At 59.4% G+C, this 23,907-nt stretch carries 17 protein-coding genes and 1 tRNA gene; 14 read left to right on the top strand and 4 right to left on the bottom strand.

Going from position 1 to position 23,907, the window contains the following annotated elements:
• The first annotated feature begins 1 nt into the window (after position 1).
• The 5 genes from truB to KUF73_RS25325 all read left to right on the top strand — a co-directional run bounded on the left by truB (position 2) and on the right by KUF73_RS25325 (position 4,334).
• The gene (gene truB / locus KUF73_RS25345; RefSeq protein WP_218440735.1) at positions 2–919 is read left to right on the top strand and encodes a tRNA pseudouridine(55) synthase TruB; all 918 of its coding nucleotides are present in this window, start codon (positions 2–4) and stop codon (positions 917–919) included.
• Between the two features lie 117 nt (positions 920–1,036).
• Complete coding sequence (rpsO, locus tag KUF73_RS25340) at positions 1,037–1,306, top strand: 30S ribosomal protein S15 (RefSeq protein ID WP_003177875.1); 270 nt, start codon at positions 1,037–1,039, stop codon at positions 1,304–1,306.
• 194 nt (positions 1,307–1,500) lie between these two features.
• A complete protein-coding gene (pnp, locus tag KUF73_RS25335; protein ID WP_007942868.1) occupies positions 1,501–3,606 on the top strand; it encodes a polyribonucleotide nucleotidyltransferase in 2,106 nt (701 codons plus the stop codon).
• 213 nt (positions 3,607–3,819) lie between these two features.
• A tRNA-Thr gene (locus KUF73_RS25330) sits at positions 3,820–3,895 on the top strand.
• Between the two features lie 133 nt (positions 3,896–4,028).
• Entirely contained in the window at positions 4,029–4,334 is a 306-nt protein-coding gene (locus KUF73_RS25325; protein WP_218440734.1) for a DUF6388 family protein, read from the top strand.
• Between the two features lie 122 nt (positions 4,335–4,456).
• Here the strand turns inward: KUF73_RS25325 and nadC are convergent, their stop codons facing one another.
• Positions 4,457–5,305 (bottom strand): carboxylating nicotinate-nucleotide diphosphorylase, encoded by an 849-nt coding sequence (gene nadC / locus KUF73_RS25320; RefSeq protein ID WP_218440733.1) that lies wholly within the window; start codon positions 5,303–5,305, stop codon positions 4,457–4,459.
• A 244-nt stretch (positions 5,306–5,549) separates the two neighbouring features.
• On the opposite strand from nadC, the gene KUF73_RS25315 reads away from it, so the two are divergent.
• The 5 genes from KUF73_RS25315 (at position 5,550) to KUF73_RS25295 (ending at position 11,947) form a co-directional block, all read left to right on the top strand.
• Entirely contained in the window at positions 5,550–7,730 is a 2,181-nt protein-coding gene (locus KUF73_RS25315) for a DUF1631 domain-containing protein (RefSeq protein WP_218440732.1), read from the top strand.
• Positions 7,731–7,794: 64 nt separating this feature from the next.
• Positions 7,795–8,364, top strand: coding sequence for a 1,6-anhydro-N-acetylmuramyl-L-alanine amidase AmpD (gene ampD, locus KUF73_RS25310; protein WP_218440731.1), 570 nt, complete (start codon positions 7,795–7,797; stop codon positions 8,362–8,364).
• A 2-nt stretch (positions 8,365–8,366) separates the two neighbouring features.
• On the top strand, positions 8,367–9,203 hold the full coding sequence (ampE, locus tag KUF73_RS25305) for a regulatory signaling modulator protein AmpE (RefSeq protein WP_218440786.1): 837 nt from the start codon (positions 8,367–8,369) through the stop codon (positions 9,201–9,203).
• A 216-nt stretch (positions 9,204–9,419) separates the two neighbouring features.
• The gene (locus tag KUF73_RS25300) at positions 9,420–11,450 is read left to right on the top strand and encodes a methyl-accepting chemotaxis protein (RefSeq protein WP_218440730.1); all 2,031 of its coding nucleotides are present in this window, start codon (positions 9,420–9,422) and stop codon (positions 11,448–11,450) included.
• 107 nt (positions 11,451–11,557) lie between these two features.
• Positions 11,558–11,947: a hypothetical protein gene (locus tag KUF73_RS25295; protein WP_218440729.1), complete on the top strand. Its 390-nt coding sequence runs from the start codon at positions 11,558–11,560 to the stop codon at positions 11,945–11,947.
• Here KUF73_RS25295 and KUF73_RS25290 read toward each other — a convergent pair whose 3' ends face one another.
• Together KUF73_RS25290 and cra are read right to left on the bottom strand one after the other, a co-directional pair.
• Entirely contained in the window at positions 11,948–12,724 is a 777-nt protein-coding gene (locus tag KUF73_RS25290; RefSeq protein WP_218440728.1) for a TatD family hydrolase, read from the bottom strand. It abuts the gene before it with no gap.
• 3 nt (positions 12,725–12,727) lie between these two features.
• Positions 12,728–13,723 (bottom strand): catabolite repressor/activator, encoded by a 996-nt coding sequence (gene cra / locus KUF73_RS25285; RefSeq protein ID WP_218440727.1) that lies wholly within the window; start codon positions 13,721–13,723, stop codon positions 12,728–12,730.
• A gap of 293 nt (positions 13,724–14,016) precedes the next feature.
• Here cra and ptsP point away from each other — a divergent pair, with 293 nt between their 5' ends.
• The 4 genes from ptsP to KUF73_RS25265 all read left to right on the top strand — a co-directional run bounded on the left by ptsP (position 14,017) and on the right by KUF73_RS25265 (position 21,244).
• Positions 14,017–16,878, top strand: coding sequence for a phosphoenolpyruvate--protein phosphotransferase (gene ptsP / locus KUF73_RS25280; protein WP_218440726.1), 2,862 nt, complete (start codon positions 14,017–14,019; stop codon positions 16,876–16,878).
• Entirely contained in the window at positions 16,878–17,819 is a 942-nt protein-coding gene (gene pfkB / locus KUF73_RS25275; protein ID WP_218440725.1) for a 1-phosphofructokinase, read from the top strand. The genes ptsP and pfkB overlap by 1 nt, the downstream gene beginning before the upstream one ends.
• Positions 17,820–17,830: 11 nt before the next feature.
• The gene (locus tag KUF73_RS25270) at positions 17,831–19,570 is read left to right on the top strand and encodes a PTS fructose-like transporter subunit IIB (protein ID WP_218440724.1); all 1,740 of its coding nucleotides are present in this window, start codon (positions 17,831–17,833) and stop codon (positions 19,568–19,570) included.
• A 132-nt stretch (positions 19,571–19,702) separates the two neighbouring features.
• Positions 19,703–21,244, top strand: coding sequence for an alkaline phosphatase (locus KUF73_RS25265; RefSeq protein ID WP_218440723.1), 1,542 nt, complete (start codon positions 19,703–19,705; stop codon positions 21,242–21,244).
• A gap of 104 nt (positions 21,245–21,348) precedes the next feature.
• Here KUF73_RS25265 and KUF73_RS25260 read toward each other — a convergent pair whose 3' ends face one another.
• Complete coding sequence (locus KUF73_RS25260) at positions 21,349–23,877, bottom strand: sulfite reductase flavoprotein subunit alpha (protein WP_218440785.1); 2,529 nt, start codon at positions 23,875–23,877, stop codon at positions 21,349–21,351.
• Between the last annotated feature and the right edge of the window lie 30 nt (positions 23,878–23,907).

Genomic DNA, 23,907 nt, shown 5'->3' with positions numbered 1-23,907 from the left:
GGTGGCTCAGGTCAAACGTATCCGTCGTAACGTCAGCGGCATCATCTTGCTCGACAAGCCGTTGGGGTTCACCTCCAATGCGGCCCTGCAGAAGGTCCGCTGGTTGCTCAACGCCGAGAAGGCCGGGCACACCGGCAGTCTTGATCCGCTGGCCACCGGCGTGCTGCCGTTGTGCTTCGGTGAGGCCACCAAGTTCTCGCAATACCTGCTCGATTCCGACAAGGCTTATGAAACCCTGGCGCAACTGGGCAAAACCACGACCACGGCGGATGCCGAGGGCGAAGTTTTGCAGGAGCGTCCGGTGACCGTTGGTCGCACCGATGTCGAGGCTGCACTGCCGAAATTTCGTGGGCAAATCAGTCAGATACCACCGATGTACTCGGCGCTCAAGCGTGACGGGCAACCCCTGTACAAGCTGGCTCGTGCAGGCGAAGTAGTGGAGCGCGAACCGCGTTCTGTTACTATTGCGCGCTTGGAATTGCTGGCCTTCGAAGGTGATACTGCGCGGCTTGCGGTGGATTGCAGCAAAGGCACCTATATCCGCACCCTGGTGGAGGATATTGGTGAACAACTCGGTTGTGGCGCTTACGTTGCAGAACTGCGACGTACCCAGGCCGGGCCTTTCACGCTGGCCCAGACGGTCACCCTGGAAGAGTTGGAAGCAGTACATGCCGAAGGCGGCAACGAAGCGGTCGATCGCTTCCTGATGCCATCGGACAGTGGCCTGCTGGATTGGCCCCTGTTGCAGTTCTCGGAGCACAGCTCGTTCTACTGGCTAAACGGCCAGCCGGTACGTGCCCCGGATGCACCGAAGTTCGGTATGGTGCGGGTACAAGATCACAATGGTCGCTTCATCGGTATCGGTGAAGTGAGCGAAGACGGGCGCATCGCGCCACGTCGACTGATTCGGTCAGAATGACCGAACGAGGGTGGCTGTTAACAGGCACGGTCACTACTCATTTTTAGATACAGGGATTTGTCCCTGGCCTGTTGAAACTGTTTTTCTGAAACAGTTTCCTGATAAAAGGATTGCCTCATGGCTCTCGACGTTCAAGAAAAAGCTCAAATCGTAGCTGACTACCAGCAAGCTGTTGGTGACACCGGTTCGCCAGAAGTGCAAGTTGCACTGCTGACCCACAACATCAACAAGCTGCAAGGTCACTTCAAGGCCAACGGTAAAGATCACCACTCCCGTCGTGGTCTGATCCGCATGGTAAACCAGCGCCGTAAGCTGCTGGACTACCTGAAAGGCAAGGATCTGGGTCGCTATCAGACTCTGATCGGTCGCCTGGGTCTGCGTCGCTAATAAGCGATTGCGCTAGAGGTTGGTTGTCTGTCGTGCGTCAGCGGGTTTCCCGTTGGCGCATGGCAGGCTCCCAGCCTCAAGTTTTATCTGGATACACGTTTTACCCTGGACAGGCGTTGGGCCGATTCCCGACATTGCCCAAGAATTTCGCAAGAAACCAGTTCCCCAAGAGCCACAAAAGAAGGTAGGACACCGTGAACCCGGTAATCAAAAAATTCCAGTTCGGTCAGTCGACCGTTACCCTCGAGACTGGCCGTATCGCCCGTCAGGCCTCCGGCGCAGTATTGGTCACCGTTGACGACGACGTCAGCGTATTGGTGACCGTAGTCGGTGCCAAGCAAGCCGATCCAGGCAAGGGCTTCTTCCCTCTGTCTGTTCACTACCAGGAAAAGACTTACGCTGCCGGCAAGATCCCTGGCGGTTTCTTCAAGCGTGAAGGCCGTCCTTCCGAGAAAGAAACCCTGACTTCCCGACTGATCGACCGTCCGATCCGTCCGCTGTTCCCGGAAGGCTTCATGAACGAAGTGCAGGTTGTCTGCACCGTCGTTTCCACCAGCAAGAAGACCGATCCGGACATCGCTGCGATGATCGGTACCTCGGCTGCGCTGGCGATCTCCGGCATTCCTTTCGATGGCCCGATCGGCGCTGCACGCGTTGCGTTCCACGAAAGCACCGGCTACCTGCTGAACCCGACTTACGAGCAACAAAAAGCTTCGAGCCTGGACATGGTCGTTGCCGGTACTTCGGAAGCCGTGTTGATGGTTGAATCGGAAGCCAAAGAGCTGACCGAAGACCAGATGTTGGGCGCAGTACTGTTTGCTCACGACGAGTTCCAGGTTGTGATCAACGCTGTTAAAGAACTGGCTGCTGAAGCCGCCAAGCCAACCTGGACCTGGGCTCCACAGCCAGAAGCCACCGCTCTGCTGGGCGCTATCCGTGCCGAGTTCGGCGACGCGATCTCCCAGGCCTACACCATCACCATCAAGGCCGACCGTTACGCTCGCCTCGGTGAGTTGAAGGACCAGGTGGTTGCCAAACTGTCCGGTGAAGAAGGTCAGCCTTCCTCCAGCGAAGTCAAAGCTGCTTTCGGCGAAATCGAATACCGTACCGTTCGCGAAAACATCGTAAATGGCAAGCCACGTATCGACGGCCGCGACACCAAGACCGTACGTCCTCTGAACATCGAAGTCGGTGTTCTGCCAAAGACCCACGGTTCGGCACTGTTCACCCGTGGCGAAACCCAGGCTCTGGTTGTTGCAACACTGGGTACCGCCCGTGACGCACAATTGCTGGACACCCTGGAAGGCGAGAAAAAAGACCCGTTCATGCTGCACTACAACTTCCCTCCGTTCTCGGTAGGTGAGTGTGGTCGCATGGGGGGCGCTGGTCGTCGCGAAATCGGTCACGGCCGTCTGGCCCGCCGTTCGATTGCAGCCATGCTGCCTGCTGCCGACGTGTTCCCGTACACCATTCGTGTTGTGTCGGAAATCACCGAATCCAACGGTTCGAGCTCCATGGCTTCGGTCTGCGGCGCTTCCCTGGCCCTGATGGATGCTGGCGTTCCGATGAAGGCACCGGTTGCCGGTATCGCCATGGGTCTGGTTAAAGAGGGCGAGAAATTCGCCATCTTGACCGACATCCTGGGTGACGAAGACCACCTGGGCGACATGGACTTCAAAGTAGCCGGTACCGCCAAAGGTGTGACCGCGCTGCAGATGGACATCAAGATCAAAGGCATCACCGAAGAAATCATGGAAATCGCTCTGGGCCAAGCCCTGGAAGCGCGCCTGAACATCCTCGGTCAGATGAACCAGATCATTGGCCAGTCGCGTACCGAACTGTCGGAAAACGCTCCGACCATGATCGCGATGAAAATCGACACCGACAAAATCCGTGATGTCATCGGTAAAGGCGGCGCGACCATTCGTGCGATCTGTGAAGAGACCAAGGCTTCGATCGACATCGAAGACGACGGCTCGATCAAGATCTTCGGCGAAACCAAGGAAGCTGCTGAAGCTGCACGTCAGCGCGTTCTGGGCATCACCGCTGAAGCAGAAATCGGCAAGATCTACGTGGGTAAGGTTGAGCGCATCGTCGACTTCGGCGCATTCGTCAACATCCTGCCGGGCAAGGACGGTCTGGTGCACATCTCCATGCTGAGCGACGCTCGCGTAGAGAAAGTGACCGACATTCTGAAGGAAGGCCAGGAAGTGGAAGTACTGGTACTGGACGTGGATAACCGCGGCCGTATCAAGCTGTCCATCAAAGACGTAGCAGCTGCCAAGGCTTCGGGCGTTTAAATACACCCGCGCTTAACTGCTGAACAGCAAACGCCCCGACTGGTTCGGGGCGTTTTGCTGTACGCAGTAAAATCAAAAGATCGCAGCCTTCGGCAGCTCCTACACCAAATCACTGTAGGAGCTGCCGAAGGCTGCGATCTTTTGATTTATGTTGGAAAAGAGCGACTCGCCCACGTTGCCTGACTCATTGGTCAGTGCTAGGTTTAGCGCACTGCCCGTGTAGCTCAGTTGGTAGAGCAGCGCACTCGTAACGCGAAGGTCGCAGGTTCAATTCCTGTCTCGGGCACCAGCGACACCCTGTTTTCAGATGATCCCGAATGGTTCTGAAGGCCAGACAAACCGGGCTGCCAACGGTTTTTTGCGTCAGAGAGATCCTTGATGATCCAGATCCATCTTCCATTCCCCAGATCAGCGAGAACAACATGACCGTTAAAGAATTGAGCCAGGAAGCCAGACACGAGGAAGCCCTCAAGCAGTACGTGCTGGATTCGCCCGAGTTACTGGAAGAGATCAAGGACCTGACGGCCGACGATCAGAAAGACCAGATCCAGTGGGCGTTCGAAGATGAAGCAGAAGCCCAGGGTCTGCAGCCATGGGAGCTGTCGCTCAAATATACATCGACCCCTGAAGAGTTCGAGGCTGCGCGCCTGGCTTTGCATAAAGAGGCCGCGGAGGTGTTGGGTGTCGAGTGGGAAGAGTATTGCGAAATGAATAATTTGGTGGTTTGACAAAATGTGTAGGAGCGAGCTTGCTCGCGATGGACTCAAGGGCGCCGCGTTTAGCCAGTAAACACGCGTTATCGTTAACGACCATCGCGAGCAAGCTCGCTCCTACAGTTCATTTGGTGTGATCACAGACTCAAACGCATCGACAGGTCGACAGCCTTCACATCCTTGGTCATTGCACCAATCGAAATATAATCCACACCGGTTTCGGCGATCGGCAGCAATGTGCTTTCGGTAATACCGCCGCTGGCCTCCAGTTTGGCCTTGCCGCCGTTCAGGCGCACAGCTTCGCGCATGTCATCCAGGCTCAGCTCATCCAGCATGATGATGTCGGCACCGGCCGCCAAAGCCTCTTTCAGCTCATCCAGGCTTTCCACTTCGACCTCTACCGGTTTGCCCGGCGCGATTTTGTGCGCGGCGGCGATGGCTTGCGGAATGCCTCCGCAGGCGGCGATGTGGTTTTCCTTGATCAGGAACGCGTCATACAGACCTATGCGGTGATTGTGACAACCGCCGCAGGTTACGGCATATTTTTGCGCCAGGCGCAGCCCAGGCAAGGTTTTGCGGGTGTCGAGCAGCTTCACTTCGGTCCTGGCGACGAAATCCGCCAGGTATTGCGCGCGAGTGGCCACGCCGGACAGCATTTGCAGGAAGTTCAGGGCGCTGCGTTCACCGGTCAACAGCGAGCGCGCGGGGCCTTCGAGGTGGAACAACACCTGATTGGGCTTGACCCGTTCGCCATCGGCGACTTGCCAGTGCACCGCAACCCGAGGGTCCAGTTGCCGAAACACGGTGTCCACCCAAGCGGTGCCACAAATGACGGCGGCATCGCGGGTAATGATGGTGGCTTTGGCCAGGCGTTCGGTCGGGATCAATTGCGCGGTGATGTCGCCGCTGCCGATGTCCTCGAGCAACGCACGGCGCACGTTGGCTTCGATTTCGGCAGTCAAATCGGCGAGACGTAGGTTCGGCATAACGGACTCCACAAACAAAGTGGCCCGATTATAGGGCCATGGCGCCGGGCAACCCAAGGCATCAGGCGCGCTCTTGTCGCTCTAAAGTCTGCATTTGGTCGATTGCAACGGGCGATCTGTCTTAAGCGTCGAGTCTATTTCGGCAGAAGCAGCAGAGCCTCTGGCACAAGGACTGTCTTTTACAAGATAATTCGACTTCTATTTGACGTCATGACTTTGACGAATTGGTGGGTCAGGAGGCTGAATGCAAAAAGACGGGAATGTAGTGCCTTTGCACAAGGTCGCTACCGACCAGGCGACTCATGCGCCGCTCGCCCGCCTGCCTGTGATTCTGCTTCAGGTTCGTGACAAGGCCACACAACAACTGCGCCAGGGTTTTCAGGCGCTGTTCGATAACGCCGATGACACGCTTTTTGAAATGGCCGACCGCGCGTCTGACAATGTCGAACAGAACACCTTTTTTCAAGCAATGCGCGACTTGCGACTCAAGCGCAAAAGTATCGAGCGGTTTTTTTTCGAACAGTTCTTCGAGGCGTTTGTCAGCCTTACCCAGTACGACGGCACTCATACACTCTTGCCTCGGGCATTGCCCGACGCTGTCTCAGCGACGCTGCCCGATGATGAGTTGGAGCGCAATGTGGCGGTGGAGGCGATGGTCAATAAAGTGCTGAACCGCGATGGGTTCGCCCTTGATCAATTCACCGCTCGTCTCAGTACGCTGTTGGGCAGGGCGTTGATGGAGCAGCACAATCCGATGGGGCCAACGATGCTCTGTGAGTTTTTCTTGCAGGCCGGGAGCAACCTGGGGGTGGAGATCAAGGTCAAGTTGATCATCCTCAAACTGTTTGATCGCTATGTGCTGAGTGGTACCGACCAGCTCTACGTTGAAGCCAATCAACTGCTGATTGCTACGGGCGTCCTGCCCGATCTCAAGCCTGCCCCGGCACGTCGGCTTACGGATGAGTCGAACACCCTTGCGCCGCTTGATTCCAGCTATACGCAAAACGACGACAAGGTCCCGCAGGTGTTCGCCACGTTGCAAGCGCTGTTGCTCCCCGAACGTGGCAGCGGTTCCACCTCTCTGGAAGACCGTGCCCCGGCCCAACCGATTTCCACCCGAGACTTGCTGCGTCTGCTCTCGCACCTGCAGCAGCATGTGCCAGCACCGACGGTCGGGGACGACTTCGATCTGCGCAAACAACTTGAACAGCTGTTGACCCGGGTCAGCGTCAAAAGCGGCAAGTCGCGAAGGGTCGACGCGGCCGACGAAGACGTGATTAACCTGACCGGCATGTTGTTCGAATGCATGCTCGACGACCGTCATCTGCCGGACTCGCTCAAGGCATTGATCGGTCGCTTGCAAATCCCGATGGTGAAAGCGGCGGTGCTCGACAAGAGCTTCTTCAGCCGCAGTAGCCATCCGGCACGACGACTGCTCAACGAAATCGCCCATGCGGCCCTGGGCTGGGGCGAGTGTGCTGCCTCTGAGCGTGACAGCCTGTACGTGCGCATCGAGCAAGTGGTGCAGCGTCTGTTGAGCGATTTTGCCGACGACCCGGCGATCTTCTCCGAGCTATTGACTGATTTCCTCGCATTCACCAGTGATGAACGGCGGCGCAGCGAATTGCTGGAGCAACGTATCCGCGATGCTGAGGAAGGCCGCGCCAAAACCGGCTTGGCCCGCCAGCGTGTCGAGCAGGCGTTGAACCAGGTGTTACTGGGCAATGTGCTGCCGCAAGCCGTGGTGAAGTTTATCCAGGAGGCCTGGAGCAACGTCTTGCTGATGACCTGGCGCAAGCATGGCGACCCCTCCGCGCAGTGGCACGCCGATGTGCAGGCCATGGAGCAATTGATCTGGAGCGTGCAACGCCATGACGAGCCCGATGCAAGTTCGCATCTGTTGGCGCTGGTGCCGGGGCTGCTCAAGACATTGCGCGAGGGGTTGAGCGGTTCGGCATTCGACCCTTTCGCCACCAGTGAATTTTTCAGCGTGCTGGAACGTTTGCATGTCCAGTTATTTTCGCAACCGGCGCCATCGGCCACTGATGCACCGGTGATGATCGAAGTGCTGGAAAAGGTCGTGTTGCCGAACGCCGATGAAGGCCCGGTCGAGACAGTTTCGGTACATTTGCCAGCGGGCGATGACGGCTTGCGTCAAGTTGATCAATTGCGCGTTGGCTGCTGGGTCGAATTTCAGGAGGACCTGGAAAACACCCTGCGCTGCAAACTGGCGGCGATCATCGGCGCTACCGGTCAATACATCTTCGTCAACCGCACCGGTTTGAAAGTACTGGAGCGCAGTCGCACGCGCCTGGCTCTCGAGTTTCACCAGGGTGCGGTGCGCAGGCTTGACGACACCTTGTTGTTTGATCGGGCACTTGAGTCAGTGATCGGTAATCTGCGCCGCCTCAATCGCGGCAAGTGATCGCGTCCCGAGGGTCTATCGCGGCATACTGGGCACTCACACAGTCGTCGTTGAAGGAACCTGTATGCAGCTGGACCCCGCGAGCGGTTGGTGTCAGGACGTGCGTTTATGCCCCTCGCCCAACTTCAATGCGCGCCCCACGGGCGAAATTTCCCTGCTGGTGATCCATAACATCAGCTTGCCACCGGCGCAATTCGCCACCGGCAAGGTGCAGGAATTTTTCCAGAACTGCCTGGATGTCACGGAGCACCCTTATTTTGAGGGGATTGCCGACCTTCGAGTGTCTGCGCATTTTCTGATCGAGCGTGATGGCGCCGTAACCCAGTTTGTCTCTTGCCTTGAGCGCGCGTGGCACGCTGGCATTTCGAGTTTTGAAGGCCGGGAAACCTGTAACGATTTTTCCGTGGGCATCGAGCTTGAAGGCACGGATGATCTGCCGTTCACTGATGCTCAATATGATGCGCTGACGGCCCTGACCCTGCAGCTGCAAAGCGCCTTCACAGCCATCACCACACAGCGTATCTGCGGGCATAACGACATCGCGCCCGGGCGCAAGACTGATCCGGGGCCGGCGTTTGACTGGGCGCGCTATCGCGCAGCATTGGCAAAAGCGGCTCTGGAAAAAGAGGAATGACAATGAGTTTTCTGGTGTTGCTGTTGGCGGTGTGGATCGAGAAGTTTTCGGCCCTGCGCCATCGGGTTCAACGTGACAGTTTCTGGTTGCGCGAGCTGGCCAGGCTTGAAGTCAACGCGCGTCTGATCAATCGCCCATGGCTGATCCTGGCTGTGATGGTGTTGTTGCCGGTGGCGTTGCTGGGTTTGCTGTTGGTGGTGCTGGAGCCGGTGGCTTATGGTTTGTTGGCATTGCCGGTGCACCTGCTGGTGGTGATTTACAGCCTGGGGCGCGGCGATCTGCTGGCCGGTCTTGGCCCGTTCCGCGATGCCTGGCGCAGGGAAGACCTGCAAGCTGCGGCCCTCGTGGCCAAGCGCGATCTGGATATTTGCGCCGACAGTGGCGAACAACTGCTGGAGCGGGTCGAGGGCCATTTGCTGTGGGAGGCTTATCAGGGTTTTTTTGCAGTGATTTTCTGGTACTTCCTGTTAGGACCGGTCGCGGCCCTGAGCTACCGGCTGCTGGCGCTGGTCGAAGAGCATGGACAAAACCCGGCCCTGGTCGAGCGCGCGACGCAACTGCGTCATGCCTTCGATTGGGTACCTGTACGTCTGCTGGCAGCGAGTTTTGCCTTGGTTGGCAACTTTGTCGCGGTCGGACGGGTGATGTTGCACGAGCTGCTGAACTGGAACATCAGTGCAGCTCAATTGATCGAGAAGGCCGGAATGGTGGCCGGTGAAATACCAGCGCCGGTGGTTGGGCCTGAGGGAATCAACAACCTCGATCGCATCTGGGAGTTGCTGCTGCGGGCGGCGGTGCTCTGGTATGCCGGGATCGCTCTTTGGACCGTTCTGCCCTGATTGAGTTTGAAGATCAAAAGATCGCAGCCTGCGGCAGCTCCTACAGGGATCGCATGACTTTGTAGGAGTTGTCGCAGGGTGCGATCTTTTTGCCGTTAACCTTAAGTTACAAAACCCTCCCTTGATTTGAGCTATACAGAGACAGCGCCGAAGGGTGGCTAACTGCTGTCGGCTTGCGCCTGCCAATAAAAATAAGAAATCAAAGGGAGACTTCCAGTGAAGAGCTTGCTCTATCCCGCCGTCGCGCTGATGAACCGCCTGAGCTTTGGCATGAAGTTCAGCCTGATCAGCGTACTGTTCCTGGTACCCATGCTGGTAACCAACTTCTACCTGGTACGTGATTCCTACCGCGAATTCCAGGGCACCCGGATTGAACTGCAAAGCCTCGATCTGCTGGGCAGCAGCCTGACGTTACGGCGCGATCTGGAAACCCTGAACAACCTGGTGCAGATCAATGTCTCCCTCGGCCAGTCCGGCAAGGCCGGCAATATCGAGTCGCAGATCAGTACGCTGGAGCAAAGTATTCTGGCGCGCTTGCAAGGGTTGACCGCGATGAGCACCGACCCGGAACACATCACGGTATTTGATACCAAACGCGATGAAATGATCGCCGCCTTCAAGGCGCAGCACAGCGAAACTTCCCTGCAAAGTAAAAGCGGGATGATTGGCAAATTGCTTGGCAGCGCACAGATTTTCAGCCAGATCGTCGCCAGTCAGGCCGGTCTGAGCCGCGATACGCAAAGCGATATGCGTCAGCTGAGTGAGCTCATTACCAACGTCACCCCGCCGGTGACCCAGCTTCTCGGCGAAGGCCGGGCGATGGGCTCTTTTTCACTGGGGCAGGGTTTTCTCAATTCAGCATCCAGTACGCGTTTCGATGAATTGCTGGCCCAGATCGAGAAACTGCAGGGCGAATATGGCTTGAAGTTGCAGGACGCCTTGAGTTCGAGCAAGGCTGCGCGAGAAACCCTGGCCTCCTTGGCCGATAGCAGCCGGGCATCACTGAAAAAAGCCAGTGAACTGTTCGAAGAACAAGTGGTGATGGCCGACACGCTCGATGCGCCGTGGCAGGGCTTTTACGATCAGGTCACTGGCCTGATGGACCACACTTACCAACTCAACGAAGCCACCCTGAAATTTCTCGGCACCCAGTTACAGCAGCGCCTTGAGCAGAACCGCACCCATATGGTGTTGCAGGCTGTGGCGCTGTCGGTGGTGTTTGTGCTGATTTTCTACCTCTACGGCGGCTTCTATGCCTCAACCCGCACTACCCTGAAACGCCTCGGCGGAGTGATGGATAAAGTGGCGGCCGGCGACATGACGGTGACCTTCAGTGCCCACAGCCGTGATGAGCTGGGCGAGTTGGGTGAAGTGTTCAATGGTACGGTGAAGAAGATCCATGACTTGATCGAACGCGTGGGGCAGACCGTCGGCGAGGTCGAGCGCCAGGCCGGGCAAGTGGAGAACGTGTCAGCGCAAAGTAATCAGGCGGTGGCGGGTCAGCGCACACAGATCGAACAGGTCGCCACGGCAATGAACCAGATGTCCGCTACCTCCCTGGAAGTTGCGCGCAGTGCGGCAGCAGCGGTCAGCAGTGCCCACAGCGTCAACGATGAAACCATCAGCGGGCGCGGGCTGGTGGAATCCCAGCAAGGCAGCATCGCGGCATTGGCCAGTGAGATCGATCAGTCGGTGCTGGTGATCAATCAACTGGCCAACGACAGTCAGTCGATCAGTCGCGTGCTGGAAGTGATCAAGAGCATCGCCGAACAGACCAATTTGTTGGCACTTAACGCCGCAATCGAAGCGGCCAGGGCTGGTGAGCAGGGCCGTGGTTTTGCGGTGGTGGCGGACGAGGTCCGGACACTGGCCAAACGTACCCAGCAATCGACCGAAGAAATCGAACAGATGATCGCCAAGCTGCACGGCGGTGTCGGCGCAGCGGTGAAGGCGATGGGCGTTAGCCACGAGATGGCGAATGGCACGGTGGGGCAGTCGGAAAAAGTCCAGCAAGCCCTGGAAAACATTCTCGGTGCCGTAGGCATGATCGTCGACCAGAACCAGCAGATCGCCGCCGCTGTGGAGCAACAAACCGCTGTGGCCCACGACATCGATCAAAACATCGTCGAGATCAACCGTGCCGGTGAGCGAACCGCTGAAGGTGCGCACCAGACCGAGGATGCCAGTCGTGCGCTATCGGCTCAGGTGGTGGAGCTCAAACAATTGATCAGCGCGTTCCGCGTCTGAAGACCCCCGAACCTGCGGCTGCTCCTGCAGGTTTTTGCGCAGGTTTCGTTTTTTCGTCTTCAATGAGGGAAGATTCACTTCACTGACCGCTTGGAGGAGGCCCGGTAATGGCTGTTGCAACGCAAGGAATCCAGGGTCGCTGTGCTCACTGCCAGCGCACGCTGTTACTCACACCCTGGCAACTCAATGCCATTGCAATCAACGAAGCATTCACCTGTTCCCACTGCCAAAAAAACTTACAACTGAGCGACCCGAAACAGATCAGGCGCTTCAGATCTCTCGACGCACTGGCCATGTTGAAGGCAAGCCTGTTGGTGATGATTTGCACCGCGTTGCTGGTGGCGTTGGTCATGGAGTGGGTGGGAATGTTGAGTGTTGTGGAGCAGCTGAATTATTCGCTGCTGGCGATTTTCGTCTACTTCATCGCCTTACATTTTGCTCGTCAGCGTCAGCACATGACGTTGATTTTTGAAGCTGCCAGGGCCCACGCCGACTGATTACCAGTTGAACAGCTCACAGGCATTGGCGGTACTGGCGGCCGCCAATTGTTCGGGGCTGGTCGCCATGATGGCGGCGAGTGCCGCGCAGATTGCCGGCAAGTGCGCAGGGCTGTTGCGTTGGCCAGGGAACATGGCAGGCGGCATGTCCGGTGAGTCGGTTTCCAGCACCACTGAGTCGAGCGGAAGCTCGGCGAGTACCCGGTGCATGCGCAGCGCCTGGGGCCAGGTCGCGGCACCGCCCAGTCCAAGTTTGAAACCCAGCTTGATGTATTCGCGAGCTTCTTCCTTGCTGCCGGCAAAGGCATGAATGATGCCGGCGCGCCGTAAACGAAAGCGCTTGAGCGTAGCGATTACCGCCGCATGGCTGCGTCGTACATGAATCAGCGCGGGCAGATTAAAGTCCGCCGCCAATTGCAGCTGCGCATCGAACAGCGCTTGCTGGCGTTCGCGATCCAGGGTTTCGATGAAATAGTCCAGGCCGATCTCGCCCACCGCACACAATTGCCGATGACCGCTCAGGCGGGTCAACCACTCACCGAGCGCCTGCAAATCCTCTGGACGATGATCCTCCAGATACACCGGATGCAAACCGAACGCTGCATGCAGGTCGGGATCGCTCTGCACCAGATCCCAGACCCGCTGCCAATTGCCCTGATAAACCCCCAGCACCACCATCCGCCGCACCCCTAGGGCACGGCTTTCGGCCATCAGCGCCTGACGATCCGCGTCGAAGTCCGGAAAATCCAGATGAGTGTGGCTGTCGATCAGCTCCACGGTTCAGTCCTGGCGAATTCGCTGCTTGAAGGTACGCGCGATGGCCTGCACGCCGGGTTGATAGTCGGACTGCTCGATGGCCGCCAGCGCCAGTGCGAGGGCCTTGTCGGCAATCAGCTGATGCTGTTGGGCCATGGCGTTGACCGGTAGCGGCAGGAAGTCCAGTAGTTGGGTGTCACCGAATGTGCCGAGGCGCAATGGGCGGTTTTTCAGCGGGAAGTCGTGCAAGGCATCAAAGACGCCCTGCAGCAATACGTAAGACGTAGTCACCAGTGCCTCGGGCAAATGTCCTACGCGCTGAAGTAACTCTTCCATCAACTGTTTGCCGCATTCACGGCTGAATGATTCGCCATGCTCGATCAGCACTTCGCCTTTGAATCCAGCCAGCGCCTCTTTGAAGCCGGCGGCTCGCTCCTGACTGATGCTCAATTCCGGGCGGGCACCGATCAGGGCGATTTGCGTGGGCAACGGGTCCAGCAGGCTTTGGGTCAGGTGCAAACTGGCTTCGCGGTCGTCGCTGATCACCGAGCAGAAATGTTCCGGCTCCATTACCCGGTCAATTGCAATGATCGGAATGCCTTTAGCCTGTAACTGGCGGTAGCTGTCGTCGCCCGGCGGAAGGCAACTGGCAACAATCAGTGCGTCGCAGCGCCGAGCACGGAACAGTTGCAGCAGTTGCCGTTCGCTGTCCGGCGCGTCGTCGGAACTGGCGATCAGCAACTGATAGCCGCGAGCCCGCGCGCCTTGTTCAAGCAGTTTGGCGATTCGTGCGTAACTGGGGTTTTCCAGATCCGGCAGAATGAACCCTAATGTTCGGGTATGCCGACTGCGCAACCCGGCGGCTTGGGGGTTGGGCGTGAAGCCATGTTGCTCGACGACCGCACGTACGCGTTCGACGGTGGCACGACTGATGCGCTGCTGTTCGGCCTTGCCATTGATGACATAGCTGGCGGTGGTAACGGACACACCGGCCAACTGGGCGATATCACTGAGTTTCAACCCGGGAGTTCCTTGTTTTTTCGAGCTTGCCTCGACATTTTCGTCAATCCTACCCGATTCAGGCAGGCGACCTCGCCTTCACGCATCCGACAAGTTGGACTTCAAGGATGGGGCATTATCGAGTAACGTGCCAATCAATCTAGATTAAACGTTTCAGCAAGCGTATTTTCTACGTTATGGGTGCCTTTGGCCGGTTCTGCCACGAAACCGCCAAAGATTGTTTTAAGGCAAGCGCCTAAGCTGAATCATTCAAAACAATACCTGGTGCCCACAGGCGCCAAAAAGGAGAAAGCATGCTCGAGCTCACCATAGAGCAGATATCCATGGGCCAATCGGCTGCGGATAAGTCCGCAGCGTTGCAATTGCTGGCCAGCCATCTGGTTGCCGATGGCCTGGTTGCCGAGGGCTACCTCGCCGGCCTGCAAGCGCGTGAAGCCCAGGGCTCGACCTTTCTCGGTCAAGGTATTGCCATTCCCCACGGTACGCCGCAAACCCGCGATCAGGTGTTTTCCACCGGCGTGCGCCTGATGCAGTTCCCCGACGGTGTGGATTGGGGCGACGGGCAGATCGTCTATCTGGCGATCGGTATTGCCGCCAAATCCGATGAACATTTACGCCTGCTGCAATTGCTGACACGTGCCCTCGGCGAGACCGATCTGGGTCAGGCGCTGCGTCGTGCCAGCACCGCAGAGTCGCTGCTGAAACTGCTGCAAGGTGCGCCGCAAGAGCTGGCGCTGGATGCACAGATGATCGGCCTGGGCGTTGCCGCAGAGGATTTCGAAGAGCTGGTCTGGCGCGGCGCGCGTTTGCTGCGTCAGGCGGACTGTGTGAGCAACGGTTTTTCCGCCGTGTTGCAGCAGGTCGAAGCGCTGCCGTTGGGTGATGGCCTGTGGTGGTTACACAGTGAGCAAACGGTCAAGCGCCCCGGCCTGGCGTTCGTTACCCCGGACAGACCCCTGCGTTACCTGGGTCAGCCGTTGAGTGGGTTGTTCTGCCTGGCCAGTCTTGGCGAAGCCCATCAAGCGTTGCTCGAACGACTGTGCGCGTTGCTGATTGAAGGTCGCGGCCATGAGTTGGGCCGCGCCACCAGTTGCCGCGCGGTGCTTGAAGTGCTCGGCGGTGAACTGCCGGCGGACTGGCCGAGTGCGCGGATTGCGCTGGCCAACGCCCACGGTTTGCATGCGCGTCCGGCGAAGATTCTCGCGCAATTGGCGAAAAGTTTTGAAGGCGAAATTCGCATCCGCCTCGTCGACAGTCAGGACAGCGCGGTGTCGGTGAAGAGCTTGAGCAAACTGCTCAGCCTCGGCGCCCGTCGCGGTCAGGTGCTGGAAATCATCGCCGAACCGAGCATCGCCGCCGATGCGTTACCGGCGTTGCTGGTTGCCATCGAAGAAGGCCTCGGTGAAGAAATCGAGCCGCTGCCAGCGGTCAGTCAAGTTCAAGAGGTGCTCGTCGAAGTAGCGACGGTGGTGCTCGCACCGGCGTCTGGCAGTCTGGTCCAGGCCATCGCCGCCGCGCCGGGCATCGCCATCGGCCCGGCGCACATTCAAGTGCTGCAAGCCATCGATTACCCGTTGCGCGGTGAGTCCGCCGCCATCGAACGCGAACGTCTCAAGCAAGCATTGGCGGATGTACGGCGCGACATCGGTGGCCTGATCGAACGCAGCAAGGCCAAGGCGATTCGCGAGATTTTTGTCACCCATCAGGAGATGCTCGACGACCCGGAATTGACCGATGACGTCGACACCCGTCTCAAGCAAGGCGAAAGCGCGGAAGCGGCGTGGATGTCGGTGATCGAAGCGGCAGCCCGGCAGCAGGAAGCGTTGCAGGATGCGTTGCTCGCCGAGCGCGCCGCTGATTTGCGTGATATCGGTCGTCGTGTGCTGGCGCAACTGTGTGGCATCGAAACCCCGAGCGAACCCGAGCAACCGTACATTCTGGTGATGGACGAAGTCGGTCCGTCGGACGTGGCGCGTCTTGATCCGACCCGTGTCGCCGGCATCCTAACCGCCCGAGGTGGCGCCACCGCTCACAGCGCTATCGTCGCCCGAGCGCTCGGTATTCCGGCATTGGTCGGCGCCGGTGCGGCGGTGCTGCTGCTGGCGCCGGGCACGCCGTTGTTGCTTGATGGCCAACGCGGTCGTTTGCACGTCGATGCCGACGCCACGACCTTGCAGCGCGCTACCGAAGAGCGTGACACCCGCGAGCAACGGCTGAATGCCGCCGCCGAACAACGTCATCAACCAGCCCTGACCACTGACGGTCATGCGGTCGAAGTGTTCGCCAATATCGGCGAAAGCGCAGGCGTCATTAGCGCGGTGGAGCAGGGTGCCGAAGGCATTGGCCTGTTGCGCACCGAACTGATTTTCATGGCCCACCCGCAAGCGCCGGACGAGGCGACCCAGGAAGCCGAATACCGCCGTGTACTTGATGGCCTGGCCGGTCGACCGCTGGTGGTGCGCACCCTCGACGTTGGTGGCGATAAACCGCTGCCGTATTGGCCGATTGCCAAGGAAGAAAACCCGTTTCTCGGTGTGCGCGGCATTCGCCTCACCTTGCAACGGCCGCAGATCATGGAAGCGCAATTGCGCGCCTTGCTGCGTGCCGCTGACAACCGTCCGCTGCGGATCATGTTTCCCATGGTCGGCAGTGTTGAAGAGTGGCGGCAGGCCCGGGACATGACCGAGCGCCTGCGCCTGGAAATCCCGGTCGCGGACCTGCAACTGGGGATCATGATCGAAGTGCCGTCGGCCGCATTGCTGGCGCCGGTGCTGGCCAAGGAAGTCGATTTCTTCAGCGTCGGCACCAATGACCTGACTCAGTACACGCTGGCCATCGACCGTGGTCACCCGACCTTGTCGGCCCAGGCCGATGGCCTGCATCCGGCTGTACTCCAACTGATCGACATCACCGTGCGCGCGGCCCATGCCCATGGCAAATGGGTTGGCGTGTGCGGTGAGCTGGCGGCCGATCCGCTGGCGGTGCCGGTGTTGGTCGGGTTGGGCGTGGATGAGTTGAGTGTGGGCGCGCGCAGCATTCCCGAGGTCAAGGCGCGGGTTCGCGAACTCAGCCTGAGCCAGACGCAAACCCTTGCCCAAGCGGCGCTGGCCGTGGGCAGCGCGAACGAAGTGCGCGCACTCGTGGAGGCCCTGTAATGGCCAGAATTTTAACCCTGACCCTCAACCCGGCGCTGGACCTCACCGTTCAGTTGCCGCGCCTGGAACCGGGTCAGGTCAACCGCAGCGACGCCATGCACACCCATGCTGCCGGCAAAGGGGTGAACGTGGCGCAGGTGTTGTCGGACCTCGGGCATCAGCTGACGGTCAGCGGGTTTCTCGGTGAAGACAACCTTCAAGCGTTCGAAACCCTGTTCGCCAAACGCGGCTTTGTCGATGCGTTTATCCGTGTGCCTGGCGAGACCCGCAGCAATATCAAACTGGCAGAAAGCGATGGCCGCATCACTGACCTCAACGGCCCGGGGCCGATGGTCGGCGTGGCGGCACAACAGGCTTTGCTTGATCGACTGGACCAGATCGCACCGGGGCATGACGCCGTCGTTGTAGCGGGCAGCTTGCCTCAAGGTGTCAGCGCGCAGTGGTTGCAGGCGTTGATCCTTCACTTGAAAAGCCTCGGTTTGAAAGTCGCCCTCGATACCAGCGGCGACGCGCTGACCGCCGCGCTCAAGGCCGGCCCGTGGCTGATCAAACCCAACACTGAAGAACTGGCAGAAGTGCTGGGCGGCGAAGTGGTTTCGGTGTTGGCCCAGGCCGAAGCGGCGAACCGATTGCACGCCCAAGGCATCGAGCATGTAGTGATTTCTCATGGTGCCGAGGGCGTGAACTGGTTCAGCGTTGGCTCGGCGCTGCATGCCACGCCTCCCAAGGTCTGCGTCGCCAGCACGGTGGGTGCGGGTGATTCGTTGCTGGCGGGGATGCTCCACGGTTTGCTCAGCGCCGACACCCCCGAGCAGACCTTGCGCACGGCCACGGCGATTGCCGCGATGGCAGTCACTCAGATCGGTTTCGGTATCGGCGATGCGGCGCAATTGGCGCAGCTCGAACAGGGTGTGCGCGTGCGTCCCCTGACAGAACAATAAGAGGGTTGGTCATGAAGTTAGCCATTGTTACTGCCTGCCCGAACGGCATGGTCACCAGTGTGCTGTGCGCCCGTTTGCTCGACGCTGCGGCTCAGCGTCAGGGCTGGAGCACCAGCGTCGAAATTACCGATATGGCGCATCCTGAGCGGCAATTGTCGGCGGCCACAATCGAGGTGGCCGAGTGGGTTTTGCTGGTGACCAGCGCGCCGGTGGATATGGCGCGTTTTGTCGGCAAACGCGTGTTCCAAAGTACCCCGGCGCAAGCCCTGCAGGATGTTGATGCGGTGCTGCGTCGCGGAGCCGAAGAGGCTCGGGTTTACGTCGCGCCTGTGGTTGTTGCAGAACCGGTTGCCGTCGCCAGCAACGCACCGCGCCTGGTCGCAATCACTGCATGCCCGACCGGCGTTGCCCACACCTTCATGGCGGCCGAAGCCTTGCAACAAGCGGCCAAGCGTTTGGGCTACGACCTGCAAGTGGAAACCCAAGGCTCGGTGGGTGCGCGCAATCCACTGAGCGCACAGGCCATTGCGGATGCCGACGTGGTGCTGCTGGCGGCGGATATCGAAGTCGCCACCGAGCGTTTTGCCGGCAAGAAGATTTACCGTTGCGGCACTGGTATTGCTCTCAAGCAAGCCGAAGCCACGCTGAAAAAAGCGCTGGCCGAAGGCACGCAAGAAACCGCATCGACTGGTGCCAAGGGACCTGCCAAACAAGAGAAAACCGGCGTCTACAAACACCTGCTGACCGGCGTGTCGTTCATGCTGCCGATGGTGGTGGCGGGCGGCCTGATGATTGCCCTGTCGTTCGTGTTCGGCATCACCGCGTTCAAGGAACCAGGCACGCTGGCGGCGGCGCTGATGCAGATTGGCGGCGAGACCGCGTTCAAGTTGATGGTGCCGTTGCTGGCGGGGTACATCGCCTACTCGATTGCCGACCGTCCGGGCCTGGCGCCGGGGATGATTGGCGGTCTGCTGGCGAGCACCCTGGGCGCTGGTTTTATTGGCGGGATCATTGCCGGTTTCCTCGCCGGTTACGCGGCGCAGGCGATCAATCGCTATGCACGGTTGCCGCAAAGCCTTGAAGCGCTGAAACCGATCCTGATCATCCCGCTGCTGGCCAGTCTGTTCACCGGTCTGGTGATGATCTACGTGGTCGGTAAACCGGTGGCCGGGATGCTCGCCGGGCTCACGCATTTCCTCGACAGCATGGGCACCACCAACGCGATTCTGCTCGGTGTTTTGCTCGGCGGGATGATGTGCGTCGACCTCGGTGGGCCGATCAACAAGGCGGCCTATGCGTTTTCGGTGGGGCTGCTGGCGTCGCAGAGTTATGCACCGATGGCGGCGACCATGGCGGCGGGCATGGTGCCGCCGATCGGCCTTGGCATTGCCACCTTCATCGCCCGGCGCAAGTTTGCCCAGACTGAACGCGAGGCCGGTAAAGCAGCGTTGGTGTTGGGGCTGTGTTTCATCTCCGAAGGGGCGATTCCGTTTGCCGCCAAGGACCCGCTGCGGGTGATTCCGGCGAGCATTGCCGGTGGCGCACTGACCGGTGCGTTGTCGATGTATTTCGGCTGCAAGTTGATGGCGCCCCACGGTGGGTTGTTCGTGCTGGCAATCCCGAATGCGATCAACCATGCGCTGCTGTATCTGCTGGCGATTGTCGCCGGGAGTTTGTTGACGGCGGTGGTGTATGCGGTGGTCAAGCGGCCTGAAACCGTTGAATTGGCGCTGGAGCCGGTAAAGGCATAGATCAAAAGATCGCAGCCTGCGGCAGCTCTTACAGGTGACTCCCTGTAGGAGCTGCCGCAGGCTGCGATCTTTTACTGTCACCTCAAATACATGCAGAGATGCTTTAGTTTTTCCTTTTTCAGGGAGAACACCATGAGCGAATTCGATCTCGGTCGTCGTCGTGTGGTGCAAGCGGTTGGCGCCGGGTTGCTGTTGCCAGGGCTGGCGCCGGCGGTGATTGCTTCGGTCAAGGATCGTCCGCAACTCACCGATGGCGTGCAGTCCGGTGATTTGCTGGGTGATCGGGCGATCATCTGGAGCCGTTGCGACCGCCCGGCGCGGATGGTGGTGGAATGGGACACCCGCAGTCTGTTTCCCAACCCCCGGCGGTTTGTCTCGGCCCTGGCCGATGCCCGAACCGATTTCACCGCACGGGTCGAGCTCACCGGGCTGCCCGCCGATCAGGCGATTTTCTATCGCGTGCAATTTGAAGACGCGCAGAGCGGCGTCGCCAGCGAACCCTGGTTCGGCCACTTGCGCAGCGTGCCCCAGAACCGCCGCGATATTCGTTTTGTCTGGAGCGGCGACACCGTCGGCCAGGGCTTCGGGATCAACCCGGACATCGGCGGCATGCGTATCTATGACGCCATGCGCTTGCGTCTGCCGGACTTCTTTATCCACAGCGGCGACACCATCTACGCCGACGGTCCTGTACCCGCGCAGCTCACCACCGAGAGCGGCCGGGTGTGGCGCAACATCACCAGTGCAGCGAAGAGCAAAGTCGCCGAAAGCCTCGATGAGTTTCGTGGTAATTACCGCTACAACCTGATGGACGAAAACATCCGCCGCTTCAACGCCGAAGTGCCGCAAATCTGGCAGTGGGATGACCACGAAGTGGTGAACAACTGGTCACCGGGCAAGCAACTGGATCAGCGCTATGCCAGCAAAGATATCCACAGCCTGGTGGGCCGTGCGCGGCAGGCGTGGCTCGAGTACGCGCCGATGCGTTTGCAGAGCGCCGACGGTGGCGGGCGGATTTATCGCCAGCTCAGCTATGGGCCATTGCTCGATGTGTTCGTGCTCGACATGCGCAGTTATCGCGGTGCCAATGACGACAACCTTGGCGACGCCAAGCCCTTTCTTGGGCGCGAACAACTGGACTGGTTGAAGGCGTCGTTAAAAGGCTCAAGTGCCCAATGGAAAGTCATTGCCGCCGACATGCCGATCGGTCTCGGCGTACCGGATGGCGAGGTCAGTCCGGGTGTGGCGCGTTGGGAAGCGGTGGCTAACGGCGATCCCGGACCGGCGCAGGGTCGTGAACTGGAAATTGCCGAGCTGCTGGGATTTCTGCGGGCGCAGCAGGTGCGTAATTTCGTTTGGCTGACGGCGGATGTGCATTACTGCGCGGCGCATCACTACCACCCGGACCGTGCCGCGTTTCAAGACTTCGAACCATTCTGGGAGTTTGTCGCCGGGCCTTTGAATGCCGGAAGTTTCGGGCCCAATCCGCTGGATAAGACCTTCGGCCCTGAAGTGGTTTTCGAGAAGGCACCACCGGCACAGAACACGTCGCCGTTTGCCGGGTTTCAGTTTTTTGGCGAGGTGAATATCGATGGGCAGAGCGGGGAGATGAGTGTGGTGTTGCGCGATCTGGATGGGGTATCGGTGTTTGAGCAGAAGCTGCAGCCAGTGTGATCGACACCAACCCCCTGTAGGAGCTGCCAAAGGCTGCGATCTTTTGATCTTGATTTTTTAAGATCAAAAGATCGCAGCCTGCGGCAGCTCCTACAGGGAGGGAATCAGTAAACGTCGCGTCGGTAGCGGCCCTGTTCGATCAGGCGTTCGACTTCGGCGGTGCCGAGTACGTCGTTAAGCACTTGATCAACACCGGACGCCATGCCCTGCAAACTGCCGCAGATGTAGATCACGGCGCCGTCCGCCAGCCATTTTTTCAGCTCGGCGGCTGATTCGCGCAGAAGGTCCTGCACGTAAATCTTCTGTACCTGATCCCGCGAGAATGCCAAATCCAGGCGCTCAAGATCGCCAGAGATCAACCACTCTTGCAGCTCATCGCGACACAGGAAGTCGTGTTCCCGATTGCGCTCACCGAACAGCAGCCAGTGACGCTGTTGCCCATCGGCAATCCGCGCCTTGAGCAAGCTGCGCAACCCGGCCAGCCCGGTGCCGTTGCCCAGCAGAATCATCGGCTTCGGTTCGCTCGGCAAGTGGAAACCGCTGTTGCGCCGCACCCGCAGGCTGATGGTGCCGCCCACTTGCGCATGCTCGGTCAACCAGCCGGAGCCAACGCCCAGGTTGCCATCGGCATGCTGTTCCTGGCGCACGATCAGTTCCAGCACGCCATCGGCGGCAATCGAGGCGATGGAGTATTCGCGCATCGCCAAAGGCACCAGCGCATCCACCAGCGCCTGAGCGTGCAGGCCGACCAGATGCGCGCGGTTGTCCGGCAACTGGCGACTGGCGAGGGCTTGTTCCAGTGGTTGCGACAGGCCATCGTGTTCAATCGTGGCTCGGCCATCAATCCCCAGGCCATCGAGGAAATGTTCGATGGCCCACGGGCAATTGCGCGGCATGACTTCCACCAGGTCACCGGCCAGCCAACTGCTGGTGGTGGGTGCCTTGAGGCCCAGCAGGTAAACGGCTGAGCCGCTGCTGTCCGGGTTGAGCAACTCCCGATGCGTCAGCGTCCAGTTGTCGTAGCTCGGGGCTTGCCAGGTGTCGACCGGCGCTTGCCCGGTCAACAACCCCAGTTGCTGCTGCCAGTGACGCAAGGCATAAGGGTCGCCGCTGTCGACTTCCACCGGAGCAAACAACGTCTTGCCGCCGTGTTCGCCCAGCCAGTTGTGCAAGCGCCGGGCGAAGCCGCAAAAGTGTTGGTATTGGCGGTCGCCGAGACCGAGCACCGCGTAATTCAAACTCTCCAGGCTCAACGTTCGGCCCAGCAGTTTGCGTTCGAAGCCCCGGGCGCTGTCCGGCGCTTCGCCGTCACCGAAAGTGCTGACCACGAACAGCGCATTGCTCGAATCACGCAAATCCTGCGCGCTGATATTCGCCAGCGGTTGCACCTTCACCGGCAGGCCCGCCGCCTGCAATTGGCCGGCAGTCTGCCACGCCAGTTGCTCGGCAAATCCGCTCTGGCTGGCGAAACCGATCAGCCACGCCGGAGCGTCACTGCCCGATTGGGTGAGGCCTTGGCGGGCGTCCTTGATCTGGCGTTTTTTGCGGCGGCGGTCGAGGTACAACAACCAGCCCGTGACGAAAAACAGCGGCATGGTCAGGGCGCTGATTGTCAGGATGATTCGTCCGACAATGCCGAAGTAACTGCCGACGTGCAGCGCGTAGATGCTGGTCAGCAGCTGCGCCTTGAGACTCTTGTCGCTGTAGCGGTCATGGCGCTTGATGACGCCAGTGACCGGGTCGAGGGTGATCTGGTTCAGCGCGCGGTCGTGGGGCGAGTTTTTCAGCAGGTAATAAACGGTTGCGGGTTGCCCGGCGACGGGCGGCATGCGGGTGTTGTAAAAACTCAGGTCGGGGCCGGCAGCGCTGTAGATGCTGCTCCACATGGCCGAGTAATCGGCCGTCGGTGCCTGGCCCTCCGGCGCTGGGCCACGACCACCGCGAACGCGCTCGTTCTGAGGCGAATCAGAGAGCAATCGGGTCAGGCCTTTGTTGTACCACTCGTAGGACCAGGACAACCCGGTCAATGCCGCCAAGAGGTAAAACACCAGGCACCAGGTGCCAGCGACCGAGTGCAGGTCCCAGTTGAAGCTGCGACCTTTTTTCTTCCAGTCGAGGGTCAGCCAGGCGCGCCAGCTTTTCCACTGACGAGGCCAGCGCAGGTACAGGCCGGAGAGGCAGAAGAACACCAGAATCAGCGTGCAGGCCCCCGTGATTTGCCGTCCGGTGTCGCCCATCGCAAGGAAGCGGTGCAGTTGCAGCATCAGGCCGAAAAAGTCCTGGCCGGTGGCGTCACCCATCAATTCAGCGGTGTACGGATCGAAGAAGCGCATCTGCCCGCGACGCTCACCGGGTGGCGGGGTGAAGAACACTTTTGCAGCGATCCCGCTGTCGATGTCGACCGAGAGCATCGCGACTTTATTGCCTGTTGCGGCTTCGATTTTTTCCACCAGGTCGGCGGGCGGCAATACGCCGGCGACCTGCTTCTGGACTTGCAACACAGAAGGATTCAGCGCGTACAGGATTTCATCCTGAAACGATACCGTTGCCCCGGTGATGCCCATCAAGGCCAGGACGAGTCCGGCACTGATGCCAAAAAACCAGTGCAACTGGAACAGGGTTTTCTTCAACACGTCGCTCGCCTTGTTCATTCAAATGTAGTC

This window comes from Pseudomonas sp. PD9R (genome assembly GCF_019200975.1).
Taxonomy (GTDB): Bacteria; Pseudomonadota; Gammaproteobacteria; order Pseudomonadales; family Pseudomonadaceae; genus Aquipseudomonas.
The sequence above is the reverse complement of the archived record's forward strand: the minus strand, read 5'-3'. Positions and strand labels throughout refer to the sequence as shown.